Source organism: Burkholderia sp. SIMBA_051 (genome assembly GCF_046534915.1).
GTDB lineage: Bacteria > Pseudomonadota > Gammaproteobacteria > Burkholderiales > Burkholderiaceae > Burkholderia > Burkholderia ambifaria.
In genome coordinates this window covers 112,032-128,540 of sequence record NZ_JAWRXS010000013.1, presented here as the reverse complement: position 1 = coordinate 128,540, position 16,509 = coordinate 112,032, and the positions used below count along the sequence as shown (strand labels likewise).

Sequence of the window (16,509 nt, the reverse complement as noted above, 5' to 3'; positions counted from 1 at the left end):
ACGCGGACCTATTCGGTATTGGCTCGCCGCCACTGCATCGGCGACATCTCGTACCGTCCGCGAAACGCGCGGCTGAACGCCGCCTCGGACGTATAGCCGACGCGGTTCGCGATATCGGCGATCGGTGCGCGGCTATCCAGCAAGCGGGAGATCATCGCGGCGGCGACCGCGCGCGGGCTCTGCCGCGTACGGTGCGGTCGCGATGTCCGGACCCGCAAACCACCCGCCGGCGCATGCGTTCATGATGCCGGCCGGTGCCCCGCCAACGTTGCGCCGGCAGGCGATCGCGGTGCGGTCGTCACGGCATACGCGGGCGATGCAGACGCCGCGGCGCCTGACCCGGACGGCGGCTGCGGCGTGGGTGTGGGCAACGGATTCGGCTGCGGCGATGCCGGTTGGCTCGCGTGAGCGCCACCTGCCGCGCCCGAAGCCGCGGGACCGGCGACAGGCGGCGCGCGCAGCCCGCCGTCCAGCGAGGTCCGCCGAGCGGCCATGTCGGCCTGCTCGGCGCCGCGCTGGGCGGTGCGATCGGCGGACAGGCGCGCTGCTTCGGCATCCGGATTGATCGTGTTGACGCGGATGCGTTCGATGTCGCCCACGCCCGCCAGCCGGTTCAATGGTACGTAATCCGTACGAAATACCAGTTCGACGCCACTGCTCAGGTTGACGTCGGCGTGCGAGCGCTCGGTCGTCTGGGTGCGGTCGGTCGACACGTAGCCGATCGTGCTCTGCACATTGGCCTCCGCGCCCCAAGGACCGAAGCGTGCTCCCCCGCTCACGCCCACCGTGTTGCGCGTGTCGAATTGCGAGCCGCGGTCGTTGGCGGCGGCGCTGCTCGCATCGATATGGAAATTCATCGCGGCGTTGAGCCGCCCGCTCTCGATGACGATGCGCTGCAATCCCATCTGCACCATCGTCGCGAGCAACTGCTGGCGGTTGCGGGCCAGCACCTGTTGCGCCAGCGGCACCAGGCGCTCGGGATCGGATGCCGGAACCCCATCGCCCGGCCCCAATCCCAGCGCACTGCGCAGCGCCGCTTCGGCCGGCGGCGTCGCGCCCGGGCGCAACACCAGCCGGGTCGCGGCATCGCGCTCCGCCTGCAGTTCCTGCTGGCGCTGGCGGCGCTCGTCCGGCGGCAGGCCCGCGAGTTCGTCGGCGTCGTCCGCGGCCGCGTCGTCGCCGGTGACCTGGTAGGCAGTGGGGAAATGCTCGGCCAGCCACTGCCGCGCGCCGGCGATGCCGACATTGCTGTCCGCGAAGCCTTCGGTAGTCTGCGCGACATTGCGAATCAGGTCGACGAACGCGGTCAACTGCTGTTGGTTCGAATCGTTCATCGCCTTGAAGACACCCGTGATCAGCTCGGTCACGAAGCGCGGAAACGACACCGCGTCGAGCACCGCCCGGGTGGTGCCGGCCATCCGGTCGATGGCGGTGCCCGAATAATCCGAGCCCGCGTTCTGCGCGACGGCCAGCGGCGTGCGAGGTTGCGCCGCGAGCTCGTCGTGGTCGAGCGCGAGCGAGCCGATCCGTACCAGTCCGGACGCGAGATCGCGGCGCGTGGCCGGATCGAGCGCGTCGAAGCCCTGCTGCCCGGACAGCAGTTCGCGGACACGGTGACGAACGTCGGGCCGCGGCACCGGCGAACGCGCGAGGTAAGCGGTAGCCGCCATCTCAGCGACTCCGCCGCGCGGGGCGCGTCCCGCGACGCGTGACGTGCTGCCGGGAGGGCGACGGCGCATGCGCCGCCCTCGCCACCCCGGTTGTGCCGCCCGCATCGCGAGGGCCTGAGCGACGCGGCTTCACGTCAGTGTCCGAGTGCGGCCCACGCGTTCGCCGGCACGGCCGGACGCGCAGCCGACGGCACGACGCGACCGTCGTCCGGTACGGAAGGCGCCTGGCCATCGGGTTTCTCGCCGAGGCTGAGCGTGGCCTCGATCCAGTCGGCGGCGGAGGCGATCACGGGGTTGTCGAGGGCCACCAGCGGCGACGGGCCGCCCAGCGCATCCGCGACGTCCGCCAGCCACGCGATCACGGTCATCCCGGCTTTGCCGCGCCGGACATAGGCGGCGGGCTGGCGCGGCGGCTGCCGCGAGAGTCTGCCGATGCCGGCGACCACGCCCCAGATGTCGCGCGCGGCGAAGCCTTGACGCAGGTCGGCATGGCCGAGGATCGCGAACGCGTCCCTGAGCATGCCGACGATCTCGCCGGCCATGAACGCGGTCACCCCGGTACAGGCGGCGCCGAGATTCTGCGCGAGCGCGCGCGCGGCGTTGCGGACTCGCGCCTGGTGGCCGAGCTCTCCGCTCGGATCGGCACCGGGCGCCTCGTCGAGCTTGTAGAGCGCCTCGCAAAGCACGAGCATGCATTCCTCGAACTGGACGTTGCGCTCGGCATCCGCCGCCGCCGGGCCGTACGCGGTGCCGAACAACCGCGAATAGAACGCCGCGCGCTCGCCGGCCGCCAGCTTCTCGGCGCGGTGGCGCCACCAGTTGGCGACGAGCGGCTGCGCGCCGCCGAGATCGACGCCGACGGCGCCGCTCGCGGACAGGCCGGCGAGCGTCTCGACCGCGGGGATCACGCCCGCGGACTCGAGGTCGCCCGCCAGATAGAGCGACGCAAGCGCCCGCAGCTGCGCCTTGTCGACGTGTGCGGCGACGGGATCGGGGATCGCGATGTCGCCGAGCTCGTCGAGCGCGAACGCGAGGCCGTGCGCAGTCGCGCGCTCGACGAGCCGCGCCCCCGACCGGATGGCGGCCGCGAGCCCGGCATCCGCGAGCGGAGCGATCAGCATGCGCGCCATGATTCAGTGCTGCCCGGCCGGCAAACCGGCGGCGGGCGCCGGCTTGTTGGGGTTGTACGGCGTCGAGTTGCCCTGGATCACCGACATCATCTCGGGCGTCGCCATCTTGTCGAGCGGCAGGTAGTCGCTCTTGAAGTTGACGCGGACCTCGCCCGACAGTTTCGCTTTCACCTCGGCCCTGGATTCGCTGGTGTCGTCGAGTGCCGACCCGACGGTGGCCACGTGTTCCTGCTGTCCCTCGAAGGCGGCGTCGGCCGAATACGGCGTGTACCAGCTGCCGTAATGGGCGCTGAGCGATTCCTTGTACTTCTGGCTCTCGCGGTCGTGCATCGACGCGGTATAGGTGCGTTTCGCGGTGTCGCTGGCGCGCATGTCGAACACCACCTTGGCGTTGATCGACCCGTCGGTGACGACGATGCGATTGATGCCGAGCATGACCATCGACGACAGCAGCTGCTGGCGCTGCTTCGCCATCTGCAGGCGCGCCGCGGTGACGAGGCGCAGCTCGGACTTGTCGTCGGACAGGTCGGTCACGGGCGGTTCGAGGTTGTAGTTCCGGCTGATCTCCGCCAGCCGCTGCTGCGCGTCGTCGCCCTGCGCCACCAGCCGCGACGGGGCCGCGGCGGCGGCCGCGCCGGCGCTGTCCGCGTCGAACGCGCCGGCGCCGTCCTGCGCCTGCACCGACAGCACGTCCGGGAACGAATCGGCGAGATAGTCGCGGCCGGCCCCCTCGCTGATGTTGTCGCTCATGAACTGGCCGGTGGTCTTGGCGACATTGGCGATCAGCTCGCCATAGGCACGCATCTGCTCGATCGAGCTTTCGACGATCGCCTGGAACACGTTCTTGATGAGGCCGCCGACGAATTTCGGGAAATCGACCTTCTGCACCATCTGGCCGAACTGCTCGACGCCCTGCTTGACCGCGCCGGCCTGGAAGTCCTTGCCGGCGAAGCCGGGGTCCTGCGCGAGCTGGCGCTTGGTCGCGGTGACCGGATCGTCGGCCAGCGCCGTCGCGGCCGGCACCGGATGCGGCGATGCGATCGGGCGCGCGAGGCCCGTGGGCGGCAGTTCGCCGTTCGCCTCGCGCTCGGCGATCTCGGCATGCACGCCGTTCGGATCGGCCAGATAGGCGAGCACCCGCACCGTATCGGCGGCGATGCGGCGGCGCTCGTCGTCGGGCAGGTCGAGGAACGACGGAATCGCGGTCAGCAGGCGGCGCACTTCGGGCCGCGTCGCGTCGAACGCGGCGGCGCTCGTGGGCGGCCGTAGCGGGTGAAGCGCGTCGGGGGGAGCGGACAGGCGCATGGCTCAGTTTCCCTTGGCCGGAGCCGACGCGGCGGCCGGGGCCGAAGCCGAAGCCGGCACCGCGGCGGGTACGGCGGCCGGCGGCGTTTTCGGACTGGGCAGCACGTTGGGATCGGCCGGCGTCGCGTTGCCGGTGATGGTGGCGATCATCTGCGGCGTCGCCATCTTGTCGAGCGGCAGGTAGTCGCTCTTGAAGTTGACGTCGACCGCGCCGGACAGCTGGATCTTGGTCTGCATCGCCGAGTTGCTGGTTTCGGACGCGGCGGTCGACGCGGTGATGATCGGCTTGTTCTCGTACTCGTAGTCGCCCTTCGCGTAGTAGTCGGCGCTGTACTGGCGGCCGTTGTCCTTGTCGTTGCTGGAGTCGTACTTGCCGCCGCGATCGTAGGTGCCCTTGCCGGCGTAGGTCGTCTGCACGTTGCCGTCCTTGTCGCGGGCGAGGTCGACCGCGGTGGCGCTGCGCTGCTTGGAAAGCGTGTCCTGCGCGCGCACGTCGTAGATGATCTTCGCGGAGATCTTGCCGTCGGTGACGACGATGCGGTTGATGCCCATCAGCACGATCGAGGCCAGCATCTGCTGGCGCTGCTTGGCGAGCTGCATCTTGAAGCGGTTGACGACGGCCAGTTCGGACGCCTCGTCCGACAGGTCGAAGGTGTCGCCGTCGCCCATCTGCAAGCGGGCGCGCACGGTCTTCGACGCTTCGTCCGGATCGACCCCGTCGCGCACCTGCACGCGCGGGCTCGGCGCATCGCCGCTGTCGTCCATGCCGATCTCGAACAGGTCGGGAAACTGGCCGACCATATGATCGCGCGCCTGGTTCTCCGTCACGTGTTCGTCGGCGAACTGGCCGAGCGATTTCGCGACCTGCGCGATCATTTCCTGATACGCCTTCATCTGCTCGATCGAGCTGTGCGTGATCGACTGGAACACGCCGCTGATCAGGCTGGCAACGAAGGTCGGAAACTTGACCTGGTTCAGCAATTCGCCCGCGACCGCGGCGCCCTCGTGCGCGGCCGCCGCGTTGAATTTGGACTTGCCGATGCTGTCGACGGCCTGTTTGTGCGTGTTGAAATCCGCCTCGTGCGCCGCATGATCGGTGTCGTCCAGCGCGCGCGCCGGCGCGGTGGCCAGGCCGCCCGGAAGTTCGTGACCGGCGAACCCCTCCGGCCGCGCCAGGTAGTCGGCGATCAGCGCGGTGTTGCGGGCGATGTCGCGGCGATCGGCGTCGGGCATCGCGTTGAAGGCCTGCGATCGGGTCAGCATCTGCGCGACGCCGTGGCGCACTGCGTCGGCCGGCACCGGCGGCGTGTGACGCGGGGCGGCCGCGGCGGCGCGCGGCGGCGGCGCGATCGGCGTGTGACGGGCAGCTTGCGGGAACATGGCGACCTCGCGGGAAACGCGTGACGAAGCGATTCAGTGGGCCTGGGCAGGCACGTCCACCGGCAGTTCGAACTCGATGGGGCGCAGGTAAAGACTCACCCGCGCCGGGCTGGCCGCGTCCGTGCGCAGGCTGACGATCGAGAAGCGGCCCGGCCAGTGCGCGTCCTCCGGCGTGAACGCGCCCATCCATCGCTCGAGCGCGTGCAGCCCGCGTGGCCGCTCGGCGAGCCCCATCGTCAGCAGGCTGAGGAACGCCGGCGGCACGTCGGGGATCGCCGACAGCAGCACGTAGAGCTCGAGATCCGGCCCGTCCGGTCCGAGCCCGAACGCGAGCAGCGCACCGTGCGGCGGCAGATCGAACCGCCCGCCGAGCACCAGCCCCACGAGCTGCATGATGCCGGGCAGGCGATGGCCGATGCCGAGCACATCCATGACCGGCTGCAGATCGGCGAGCCGCAGTGCCTGGGTGCACGCGAACGTGAGCCGCTGGCCGCCGAGATCGCGCTGGGCAGCCATCGTGGTGAAGAGCGGCTTGAGCCCGGGCACCATCCGCAGCGCGGCCTGGACGACGCCGGCCAGGTCGCGAGGCAGGTTCTCGATCGTGCCGGCGTCGCCGGGCAGCTCGTAGTACACCTTGGACGCGTAGAGCCCGTCGCGATCGTAGCTGGAGCCGAAGAACGCGCCATAGTCGAGGTTGCCGCCCGGCCGCGCGAAGCCCCGGAACGGCTCGCTCGCCTGGTCGAACCAGTGCAGCGCCTCGCGGCCGATGAAGTCGCGGATCAGCTTGCGCATTTCGCGCGTCGACTCGTCGCGCCGGTCGATCGCGGACGCCTCCGGCGGCAACGGCTCGATCGTGAAGCGCAGCTTGCCCGGCTGGCTTTCCGAGAAGCTGGGTTCGAACGGTACCGCCATCGGCATCAGCGCGTTGTCGCGGAACCGCAGATCGTCGGCGCCGTCACCGAACGTACGCAGGAACAGGTCGCGCGACGGCGCGAAGGGATCGGCGGTGCCGAGGCTTCGCGCGGCGCTTTTCAGGCGGCGTTCGACCCGGGCGACGACCGGCTCGCGGAATGAGGTCAGGGGCATGGCTCGGCTCCGGCAGGGTTCGGGAATGGCGCAGCGCACGCAACGCCGGTTCAGTTCGGGCGGTTCGAGTAGTAGCTCGCGCCGTTGTGCGCGCCGACGCCGTAGCCCGCCTTCACCGGCACGCCCGCGCCGAGGCCGATGCCGGCGCCGATATCGCCGACGCCGTCCAGCATCTCGCGCGCCATCGCCGGGATCGGCACCGGCTTCGACGTCATCTGCGGCGCCTCGCGCGGCTGCGAGAACTGCTCGATCTGCGTATCGGTGGTCGCGGTATCGGCCAGCCACAGCTCGCACGCGTTGACCAGGTCGTAGTCGGTGGGATCGACGGTCGACTTGTGGTTCGACGAGACGTCGGGATTGGCGATCTGGTCGATGCTGAGCAGCGGGCCGGTCGCCTTGTTGACGCGATCGACGTTGTTGGCCAGCCACGCGGTGATGATCGTGCCGCAGGTCGCCAGCGTGCGATAGCGCGAGCTGGTGCGCGCACCGCCGAGATCGTAGGTCGCGATCTGGTCGATCACCTGCCACATGTCCTTGGCGCCGTAGCAGCCGCGGATCTCGGGATCCTGCAGCAGATCGATCATGAACTTGACCTGCGACTGGATCTCGCGCGCGGCGTAATGCGCCATGCCGTAGCCGTGCAGCGAAAGATTGCCGGCGAGATCCCGGGCGGCCTTGCGCACTTGCTGGTGGTTGATCGGGTTCGGCACGCTCGCGCGCAGCAACGAGTCGACTTCGGTCTGGCGCACGAACGACGAAACCGACGACACGAAGCGGATCCACAGGTCGTTGAACTCGCGGTTGCCCGCGGTGTTCGGATCGCCGCCCGGCACGCCGAGCGTGATGGCCGCGAAGTTCTTGCGCTCCTGCTCGGAGATGCGGTTCGGCGTTTCGCGCCAGTAGCGATAGAGCAGCTTGCCGGCGTTGCCCGGGCCGATCGGCAGCGTGCCGTGCTGGAATTGCTCGACGATGCGGTCGACGACCTGGAACACCTTGAGCTCGTCGAACATCGCGGCGACGATCATCGGGCCCATCACGCGCACGTTGTCGGCGACGATATTCGCGTCCTCCAGATCCTCGAGGTTCGGCAGGTCGATGCCGAGATCGGCGATCGCGTTCTCGCCGCCGATGTTCTGGACCGTGTTCAGCTCCTCGTTGATGCGGCGGCGCAATTGCGGCTCGTCAGCCTGGATCTTGCGGGCCTGCAGGCCGCGCATCACGCGCGCGAATTCGGTGGTGACCACGCCCGGCTTCTCGCCGCCGCGGCCGTCGGGATCGCCCTCGATGCACAGCAGCGCCAGCACCCGCTGCGCGAGCGCCCCGTACGAATTGGCTTCGCCCACCGCCGCGAAGAACTGGCGGGTAAACGTGTTCATCAACCCGCTGGCGTCGTCCGGCACGGTCCTGCCGTCCACGACCTTCACGGGGGGCGGCGTGGCCCCGTCCACCGCGAGGATGCCCAGCACCAGCGCGACGAGCGTGATCGACGCGGGCTCGGTATCCGCGCCGTTCGCGCCGTTCGCGCCATTGGCGCCGCCCTCCTCGCCCGCGCCGAACACCAGTTGGCCGTTCAGCTCGGAAAGCAGCGGCGGGTTGATCAGCGACTTGCGGGCGAGCAGCTCGCGGGTGGCGACGAACAGCGGATCGCATACCTCCGCCACGCCGTCGGACGACTTCGTGTCGTACACGGCCGCGAGGATGGCCTTGCACAGCGCGAGCTGCTCCCGCTCGGCAGCGACCGGAGGCCGCTTCAGCGACTCGAGCCGGTTGACGATATCGACCAGCCCGTCGCGGGCCCGGGTCTCGAGGTCGACGAGGTCGAGGAAGCGGACTTGATGATTGACTTGAAACATTTAACTTCTCCTTGAAATCCGGTCGGTTCGGGGAGTGAACGGGATCCGGCGCGCAAGTCAGCCGTCGTCGGCCGTGCCTTCCTTGCCCGTGCAACCGTCGTCGCCCGCCGCTTCGTACGCGTCGATGCGACCGGACAGCGCCCGCAGCGCGGCCGCCGCGTCGAGAATGCCGGCGCCGCAGCCGTCGGCCGCGCCGGGCGCGAACGGGCGGGCGGTGGCGACGAGCAGATCGCGCACCGTCGCGCCGTCGAGCGGATACGCGCGGCGCTGCGCGTACGCGACGAGCAGCGCCGCGGCGCCCGCGACGAACGGCGCGGCGAAACTGGTGCCGGTCGCCAGCTGATAGGCCTCGATCGCGCTCGTCAGCACCCGTTCGCCCGGTGCGCACAGCGCGACGTGCGGGCCGCGCGTCGAGAACCGGGTCGGCCGTCCGTCGTCGCCCACGGCGCCGACCGCGATCACCTGCGGGTAGGCCGCGGGCCAGTAGCGGGTCACGCTGCCGTTGTTGCCGCTCGCGGCAACGAGGATGCACCCGCGCGCGGCGGCATACGCGATCGTGTCGGCATGCGGTTTCGGCCGGTTCGCGGCGATCGTCGCGTCGTCGGTGCCGAAGCTCATGTTGATGACCTTGGCGCCGAGGTCGACCGCGAGCTTGAGCGCGCGATCGAGATCGGCGATCGCGCCGAGCCCGACCGCATGCGCGTTGCCCGGCAGACGGGCGGCCGCCAGCGCGCGCATCGGCAGGATGCGGCAGTCGCCGCCGAGCCCGCGCGGCATCGCCACGCCCTCCGCGGCGATGATGCCCGCGCAGCCCATGCCGTGACCGACGAAGCGGTCCTCGGGAAAATCGCCGCGATGGCCATGCCCGCTCAGCAATTGCACGCCGGGCGACAAGTCGCCGGGCTCCAGCCGCACCGTGTCGGCGCCCGTGCGGAACGCATGGGCGAATTCGGGATGCCGGCGGGCGATGCCGCTGTCGATGAGACCGATCGTGACGCCGCTGTCGCCCCGCTCGATCGCATGCGCGTCGGCCATGCGCACCAGCGCGCGCGCATCCTGCGCGAACCGCGCGGCCGGCGGCACGGGCGCCAGCCGGCCCGGCACGTCCATCGGAACCATCGCCACGTAGTTGGGCGTCACGCTTTCCACGGTCGACAGCTGGCCGAGCGCGTCGCACAGCTCGCCGATTGCCGTGCCGGCCGGCACGCGCAGCAGCAGCGTGCGGGCCATGCCCGTCGCTTGCTCGATCGCGTCGTATCCGCGGTGCGCGTGCCCGGGCACCCAGCGCCCGGCCGCCGCGCTGAACGGGCGCACCGCCAGAAAGCGGCCGGCGAACGCAACCACGATACGGTCGACCGGACCGCCGTCGATGCGTTGCGCGGCAGCCAGCGCGCCGCGCGTCACGTCGCGAATCGACGGCACGTTCTCGGGCGCTTCGCCGAGCGCCAGCTTGACGAGCAGGCTGGTCGGCAGGCTGAACTGCCGCTCGCCGGGCGAGGCCCACGGCGTGCCGAGTGCGCAGATCGTCATGGCCGCGCCTCCTCCCGACCGGGAATGGCGGCCAGGGTCATCGGCCTGGCCGCGGGCGCCGCCGGCGGCGCGAATGCGCTCAGGTCGAACGCCATGGCGGCCGCATGCCGGCTCGTCGGCGACACGGCAAGTTCGCCGGCCCACTGGTCGCGACCGGGCGCGAGCAGCAACTCGTCGTCCGCCGATTGCAACACGGCGACGGGCCGATTGCCGATCCGCACCAGCGGCGCATGCGTGCCGTTGACCAGATTGCGCCCGATCACACGCAGCAGCGGCGACGCATCGGGCTGTGCGTCGTTGGCGGGCGCCACGGGCTCGACCCGCTCGACGCTCGGCGCGGACGCCCGATCGAGCGCCCGGCGCAGCCGGTCCACGGACAGATTGGTGACGCGGCCGATCGCATGCACCATGTCACGCTGCTCGGCCTGCTGAAATTGCCTGACCGTGCGTACGCCGGCCCATTCCAGCCGCTTGCGGTCCTCGGCCGAGAGTTCGTCGCCCAGCGCGTCGAGCGGCTGGTCCTTGCCGTCCTCGGACAGCGCGATCGCGTTCTCCTCGATCGCCGGACGCGTGATGGTCGTGAAGACGAGATGGAAGGTGCTGCTGTCGGTGTCGGCCGGGCCGGCCGGGCGAATCCAGACCTCGCTTTCGACGAATTCCACATGGGCGCGCAGATCGAGGTTGACGTCCTTGATCGCGAAGGTCAGCGGCAGGTTGAGGTTGCGCGCCTTGATCGCCATCGCCGCCTGCGCGTTGTCGAGCTGGCTCTGGACGGCCTGGATGAAATCCTCGAGGCGCAGGCTGGCGTTGCTGTTCATTGCCCCGCTCCATCGGTCGGCACGGCTTCGAGGACGATCGCGAGCCGTGCCGGCTCCGGATCGAAGGCCGTGCGGGTCAGGAACTGCGGCAGATCGCCGACCAGTTCGATGCCGTCGGCGCCGCGCGCGATGCGCAGGTCGAGCGGCAGCTCCATGACCACCGAGCGCACCCGCAGCCCCTGCGCCGCACCCGCGGTCAGCTGTTCGGCGACGTCGACGAACGCGCCCAGCGTCTCGCCCAGCGGCCGCGGCGAAATCATGCCGGTTCTCCTCGGGTGGGTGCGGGTGCGACCGGTGCAGCGGGTGCGGCCGAGGCAGCAGGCACGGTGGCGGGCGCAGCGGCGGGCGCAGGCGGCGCGGCGGGAGCCGACGCCGCAACGGGCGCCGCAGGCTGGGCGGCCATCGCCGCCGGTGGCGCGATCCGCGCCGCCGGCCGGCTGTGCCGCTCCAGCAGATTGCGCGACGCCTCGTCGACGAAACGGTCGAGCGGCAGCGTCTCCGACGCGAAATTGATGCTCACCTTCCCGGTCAGCGTCGCCTTGAGATCGGTGTCGGTTTGCGCATTGACCGCAACGGTGGAGACCGTGGTGACCACGTCGCCCGACGTCCCCCGTCCGCCCCAGGTCGTCTGTCCCGAGGACGGGTCGTTCGACGTCGCATACTGCACGGCGGCCCGGTCGCGCGCCTTGGCCTGGAAATTGAGGCTGGCGGCGATCGTGCCGTCCTTGACCACGACCCGCTGCATGCCCAGCAGCACCATCGTCGACAGCGTCGACAAGCGATGTTGCGCGACGCGCTCGCGGGCGCGGGGCAGCACCACCGATTCGAGCGTCTGAGAGTCGAACGCGCCGTCGGCGGCGCCGAAATCGGCGAGCCACGCGGGCGCGGGCGCCACGTCGTCGTCGCTTGCCCGGACCGCCGGCGCAAGGCGATATTCACCGCCGTCCTGCACCAGCGTCACGTCGTGCGGATACTGCTCGACCAGCCACGCACGCGCCTGCCCGTCGGTCACGTTCTCCTGCGCGAACTGATCCAGCGGCTTGGCCACCGCGCCGACCAGGTCGGCGAAACTCTCCACCTGCTTGATCGAGCTGTCGACGATCGCGTCGTACGTGCCATGCACGAGACTCGCGACGAAGGTGGGGAAGTCGATCGCGTCGGCCAGCGCCGCCGCACGCCGGCCGATGGCGTCCGTCGCCTTCTCCTTGGGGGGCGCCGAAGCGCCCGGGCCGCCGGCCGGCGCCGCTGGCGGCAACGCGCCGTCCTGCCTGGCCGGGTCAGCCGACCCGGAGCCGTCGACGATCTCGCGGCCGAACGCGTCGCGAGCAAGTGCCACCGCGGGCGTGATCGCGCCGCGGGGTGGCGGAGGGGGAATGTGGCGAGCCATCGCGCGTGTCCCTCGGGTCAGGCAGGTTGCAGTTCGCGCGCCGCCGGCTGCGTGCCGCTCGACGGCAGCGGCGGCGCGCCGTCGGCGCCATGCACGGTCTGGAAGCGGCCGTCGCCGTTCAGCGTCACCTCGGTCACGCCGACCTGATCCTCCTCGCCGGCATGCCGGAACGTGGTGGTGATGCGCAGCGTGACGCTCGCCCGTTCGGGCGTGCCGGCACCGCGGCCGATATCCGCGCGGACGAATGCACTCCAGCCGTCGAGCATCTGTCCGTCGCCCGCGGCGATCGTCACGTCGCCGACCGCGCCGCCCTGCCACGCCCAGTCGATCGATACCGGCGCCGACGTGCGGCCGCTCGGCCCGTCGATGTACGGCCAGTCGTCGAGCGTGATGTGCTGACCGGCCATGCGCGGCTGCCCGGCGCCGCCCGCCAGCGCATTGGCGGGCTGGACCAGCCCGGCCAGCTGCGCAAGGTCGTAGCTGCGCCCGTCGCGGCTCTCGGTGCGCCGGGTCAGGCTCGCGCCGAAGCCGAATTCGCCGCCCGCGGCCGGCGGCGCGACGCCGAGCGCGTAGCCCGCGCCCGCCGCGCTGCCGCGATTGATCAGGTGACCGAACGTGCCGCCCGAATGCATCAGCTGGATCACGCCGATGCCGGCCGCCGCCTCGTACTCCGACACGAAATCCTCGTAGGTCATGATGTAGCGGCTGCCGGTCGTATGGGTCGGCGGCAGCGTACGCGCGCCGGGACGGCCCGGCGTGCCGACCACCCGGTCCAGCGGATCGGTGATCCGCACGAAATACGCGTCGCCGCTGCGATACATGCCCGTCACCACCACCGCATGGAAGAAGTTGACCGGCGCGCGCACGACTTCGGCGACCCAGATCGGCCCGTTCGCTTCCAGCAGCCGCCGAAAGCCTTCGGGCGCGAAGCACGCATTGGGTTCGACCGTGAGCGTCGACGCACCGGCGAACCCCGCCACCTCGGCCGGCGCCAGGCCGTCCCGCATCTGGCGCTCGAGACTGATGCAGCGCGCGAGCAGCGCCGGATCGACGCTCTGGTTGTCGCGCCAGCCGAGCACCATCGACGCGGCCGTCGCCCAGCAGCCCATGTCGGTGGGTTGCGGGACCATCTGCACCTCGTCCCAGTTCACCGTCCAGTCGTCGGCGCCGAACGCGCGCGCGGCGCCCGGCGCGACCGACAGCGCCTGGCTCATGCCGAAGAAGCCGCGGCTCGGGATCGGCGCCTTCAGATGGCCGACATACGCGAGCGTTCCCGCGGCCATCGTGCCGGTCGACAAGCTGGCGAGATCGCCCGGCGGCACCCAGTGCGGCGGCACGCTGACGATCGGCTTGCCTGCGTCCTGAAACGACTGCGCGACCAGTTGCGAACAGAAGAAGTTGTCGGTGTCGGCGCCCTCGCCGAGCTCGATGCGGCCGACGAAACGGCGACAGCGCTGCGCCGCGTCGCCCGACAGCAGGTCGCACGCGCGGCGATCGATCAGGTAGCCGCCGCAGCGCACCAGCCCGACATAGTTGAAGCCGCGATCGAGGTAGCGCGCGGCGGCATCGGCGACCTGCCGCTGCTGCGTATCGGTCAGGCCCGGCACCCGAAACGCGACCGCGAGCCGCGCGTCGGCCAGCGCATCCGCGAGCGGGCGCAGCTGGACCCCGCCGGGAATCGCCTCGATCACCTGCCCGCCCTGACCGACATAGAGCATCGCGTGGCTGACCTCGGCGCCTGAGCCGGCGCGAATGACGCCGGAGCCGGAATTGCCGGTGGTGCTGAGAATAATGTCGCCGATCTCCAGCGCGTCGGTGCCGATCGACAGGCCGCCGACGCCGGGATCGAGCGGAATGTCATCGCCGAGGCCGCGCGCGGCGAACCCGAGCGCCTGGCCGGCCGCCTGCGGCTGGCAGGTGCGGCTGTTGACCAGCCGCATGAAGTAGTCCCAGTCCCAGTTGCCGTCGGGGCACGCGGTGTGGCCGGTCGACGTGTCGGCCTCTCGATGGCCCATGATCGTCGTGCGATTGATCGGCAGCTGATACTTGTCGCACAGCGACGCGACCAGCGCCGCCGAGGTTTCGTACTGGAGCTGGGTCGGCGCCAGCGCGTCGAAATGCTGGACGGTGCCGTTGCGACGCGGGTAGTCGGCGCCGCCGCGCTTCACCGCAATATGTTCGATGCCGATGCTGCGCTGGTTCGAGCCCTTGCAGTGCCACGCCGTGTCGGCCTCGGACACGAACTGGACCACTTCGCCCGCCTGCCCGACCAGGTAATGCGAACTCACCTTGGATGCGGCATTGGTGAAGGTATTCACCACCTGCTGGACCGTGGGTACATCGGCGATGTGGATGATGATCCGGTCGATCGTCTTGCTGCCGCGCCCCTCGTCGAAATTCGGGCTGGCCGCGGTGCGCGTGACGAGACTGTTCTCGCGCGCGCCCAGCGCCAGCGCGCTGGCCGTCGCGGGCGGCTCGGCGGCCGCATCGTCGTCGCTGTACGGCGGCGTATCGATGCCGTACGCCTCGGGGTCGTCGCTCAGGCCGCGCGACCATGCGAGCGCCGACGCGGTGGCGATCGTGCCCGACGCGGCGCGCGAGACGCCGACGAAGATGCTCACCGGGCTGCCGACGCTCACGCCGGCCGCCAGCGTGACGCCGACGAATTCGTTGCGCGCGTTGAACAGCGCCGAGATGCCGCCGGCCGGGCTTTCGCCGACCATGACGCCCACCGTCGTACCGGTGCCCGAGAAATCGTCGATATGGCCGCGCAGCAAGCTGATCTGGCCGGTGAGGCTCGCCGACAGGATGTAGCCGAAGTCGAGCTCGCCCGACACGAACACGCCGATGTCGTCGCCGTTGGCGTCGAAGATGAGGCCGACTGCGCCGGCCCCCCCGGTTTCCAGCCCTGCCCCCGCGCCCGCGCCGATCGAGACCGACAGGCCGTTGCGCATCGCGACCGGCAGCAGCAACAGCAGCGACGCGGTGGCCGGATTCGCGCTCAGCATCGCGCGCAGCGCGGCCCGCTCGACGCTCGACAGCTTTCGCGGTCGCGGCCAGGTAAAGCCGCGGCGCTCGCCGGCAAGGCGGAACTCGGCATCGCCGCTCATCCCCTGCGAGACGGGCGCCGGTGCGACGGCGGGCACCGGGCGCGCGGCCGGCGCAGGCGCCGGCGCCGGAGCGACGGGCGTCGCCGCGACAGGCGTCGCCGCGACAGGCGTGGCGGCATGGAGCGGCGGAAGCGGACCGAACCCATCGTCGTAATGGACGTCGTGGCGCGGCGCGGCGGGCTCGACGGCCGGCTGCGGCGGGGCTGACACGGCGCCCGGTGCGGCAGGCGCCGGCACGGCGGTAGCGCCCGGCCGGGTGCCGTCGCCCGCCCAGTTCAGCAGCGGGCTCCTGACGGCGGCGGGGCCGCGCGTCGGGAACACGCGGACCCTGCGCAATCCCCGATCGCTGAGCCCCGACAGCGACACGTAGGGACTGTCGGCATTCGGCAGCACGTCGACCGTCCACGCGTCGGCATCGGACGACGCCGCGGTGGCGAGACCGAACCACAGACGGCTCGCGCCCGCGAAGCGCGCCAGCACCGCCGGCGGCACCATGAACACCGCTTCGCCGCGCGGGATCGCCAGCAGACCGTCCTCGCGACTGGTATAGAACGTCGACGACGTGCGCCCTTCCTTGCGCGTGAACAGTGCGGGATCGGTGGCGATCACCAGTTCCGCGACGCACGGCGCGTGGCCGACGCGAATCGTGAAGCCCAGCATCGGGAAACGGTCGGTCAGGACCATGCGGTTGGGATGGAGTTGCGCTGCCATGTCGTGTCCTCAGCTCTGGTTTTGATCGGGCTCGTCGCGACGGCCGCCGAGCATCGGCTTGCTGCGCGCATCGATCGCGCGCCGTTCGAATTCCTGCGGGGGAAGAATCGCCAGATCCGGTTCCGGGTCGCCGATGTCGGGGATTTCGTGGTGCGTCGCCTCGAACTGGGCGATCGCGCGCGCCAGCAACTGCGCCAGCAGCTTGGCGTGAACCGGGCTGACCGCGACGCGGCTCATCAACTGGACGTTGCCGGACTGCGGCTCGACCTGTCCGGCATCGATCAGGAACTCGAACGCGTTATGCCCGACCTCGAAATAGTTCGCATAACTGGCGAGCAGCGACCGTGGCGGGCCGGCGGGCTGGGCCGGATCCGGCGGGGCGTCCTGGAGTGGCTCGATGACGTGCACGACGGCCTCCTTGCATGGCGACGGTCGGTCTGTCCGTTCTTCGCAAGGAGCGGGCCAACGCGCGCGCGCTGACGCAAGCGCATGATTAGCCGTGGAATTTTCCGACTGGAGTGGAATTCGC

At 70.7% G+C, this 16,509-nt stretch carries 13 protein-coding genes; all 13 read right to left on the bottom strand.

Translation table 11 applies throughout. The features are described from left to right. Positions 1-8 precede the first annotated feature (8 nt). Positions 9-155 carry a helix-turn-helix domain-containing protein gene (locus tag SB771_RS27840; RefSeq protein WP_175661637.1) on the bottom strand — a complete coding sequence of 49 codons (147 nt, stop codon included), beginning with the start codon at positions 153-155 and terminating at the stop codon, positions 9-11. 84 nt (positions 156-239) lie between these two features. Continuing rightward, positions 240-1,670, bottom strand: a complete 1,431-nt coding sequence (locus SB771_RS27835; protein ID WP_175661638.1) for a hypothetical protein — start codon at positions 1,668-1,670, stop codon at positions 240-242. Positions 1,671-1,804: 134 nt separating this feature from the next. Further along, positions 1,805-2,800: a hypothetical protein gene (locus SB771_RS27830; protein ID WP_175661639.1), complete on the bottom strand. Its 996-nt coding sequence runs from the start codon at positions 2,798-2,800 to the stop codon at positions 1,805-1,807. A 3-nt stretch (positions 2,801-2,803) separates the two neighbouring features. Beyond that, positions 2,804-4,105: a hypothetical protein gene (locus tag SB771_RS27825; RefSeq protein ID WP_175661640.1), complete on the bottom strand. Its 1,302-nt coding sequence runs from the start codon at positions 4,103-4,105 to the stop codon at positions 2,804-2,806. Positions 4,106-4,108: 3 nt separating this feature from the next. Then, positions 4,109-5,485, bottom strand: coding sequence for a hypothetical protein (locus SB771_RS27820; protein WP_244096841.1), 1,377 nt, complete (start codon positions 5,483-5,485; stop codon positions 4,109-4,111). A 33-nt stretch (positions 5,486-5,518) separates the two neighbouring features. After that, the gene (locus SB771_RS27815) at positions 5,519-6,571 is read right to left on the bottom strand and encodes a hypothetical protein (RefSeq protein ID WP_006755477.1); all 1,053 of its coding nucleotides are present in this window, start codon (positions 6,569-6,571) and stop codon (positions 5,519-5,521) included. Positions 6,572-6,621: 50 nt separating this feature from the next. After that, positions 6,622-8,424: a hypothetical protein gene (locus tag SB771_RS27810; RefSeq protein WP_175661641.1), complete on the bottom strand. Its 1,803-nt coding sequence runs from the start codon at positions 8,422-8,424 to the stop codon at positions 6,622-6,624. Between the two features lie 57 nt (positions 8,425-8,481). Continuing rightward, entirely contained in the window at positions 8,482-9,954 is a 1,473-nt protein-coding gene (locus SB771_RS27805) for a S8 family peptidase (RefSeq protein WP_175661642.1), read from the bottom strand. Continuing rightward, positions 9,951-10,772, bottom strand: a complete 822-nt coding sequence (locus SB771_RS27800) for a hypothetical protein (RefSeq protein WP_175661643.1) — start codon at positions 10,770-10,772, stop codon at positions 9,951-9,953. Before SB771_RS27800 ends, SB771_RS27805 begins: the two co-directional genes overlap by 4 nt. Then, positions 10,769-11,032 carry a hypothetical protein gene (locus SB771_RS27795; protein ID WP_175661644.1) on the bottom strand — a complete coding sequence of 88 codons (264 nt, stop codon included), beginning with the start codon at positions 11,030-11,032 and terminating at the stop codon, positions 10,769-10,771. Before SB771_RS27795 ends, SB771_RS27800 begins: the two co-directional genes overlap by 4 nt. After that, complete coding sequence (locus SB771_RS27790; protein WP_175661645.1) at positions 11,029-12,159, bottom strand: hypothetical protein; 1,131 nt, start codon at positions 12,157-12,159, stop codon at positions 11,029-11,031. Before SB771_RS27790 ends, SB771_RS27795 begins: the two co-directional genes overlap by 4 nt. Before the next feature lie 17 nt (positions 12,160-12,176). Then, positions 12,177-15,980: an N-acetylmuramoyl-L-alanine amidase gene (locus tag SB771_RS27785; protein ID WP_244096840.1), complete on the bottom strand. Its 3,804-nt coding sequence runs from the start codon at positions 15,978-15,980 to the stop codon at positions 12,177-12,179. A 9-nt stretch (positions 15,981-15,989) separates the two neighbouring features. Beyond that, a complete protein-coding gene (locus tag SB771_RS27780; protein WP_175661646.1) occupies positions 15,990-16,388 on the bottom strand; it encodes a DUF3467 domain-containing protein in 399 nt (132 codons plus the stop codon). Between the last annotated feature and the right edge of the window lie 121 nt (positions 16,389-16,509).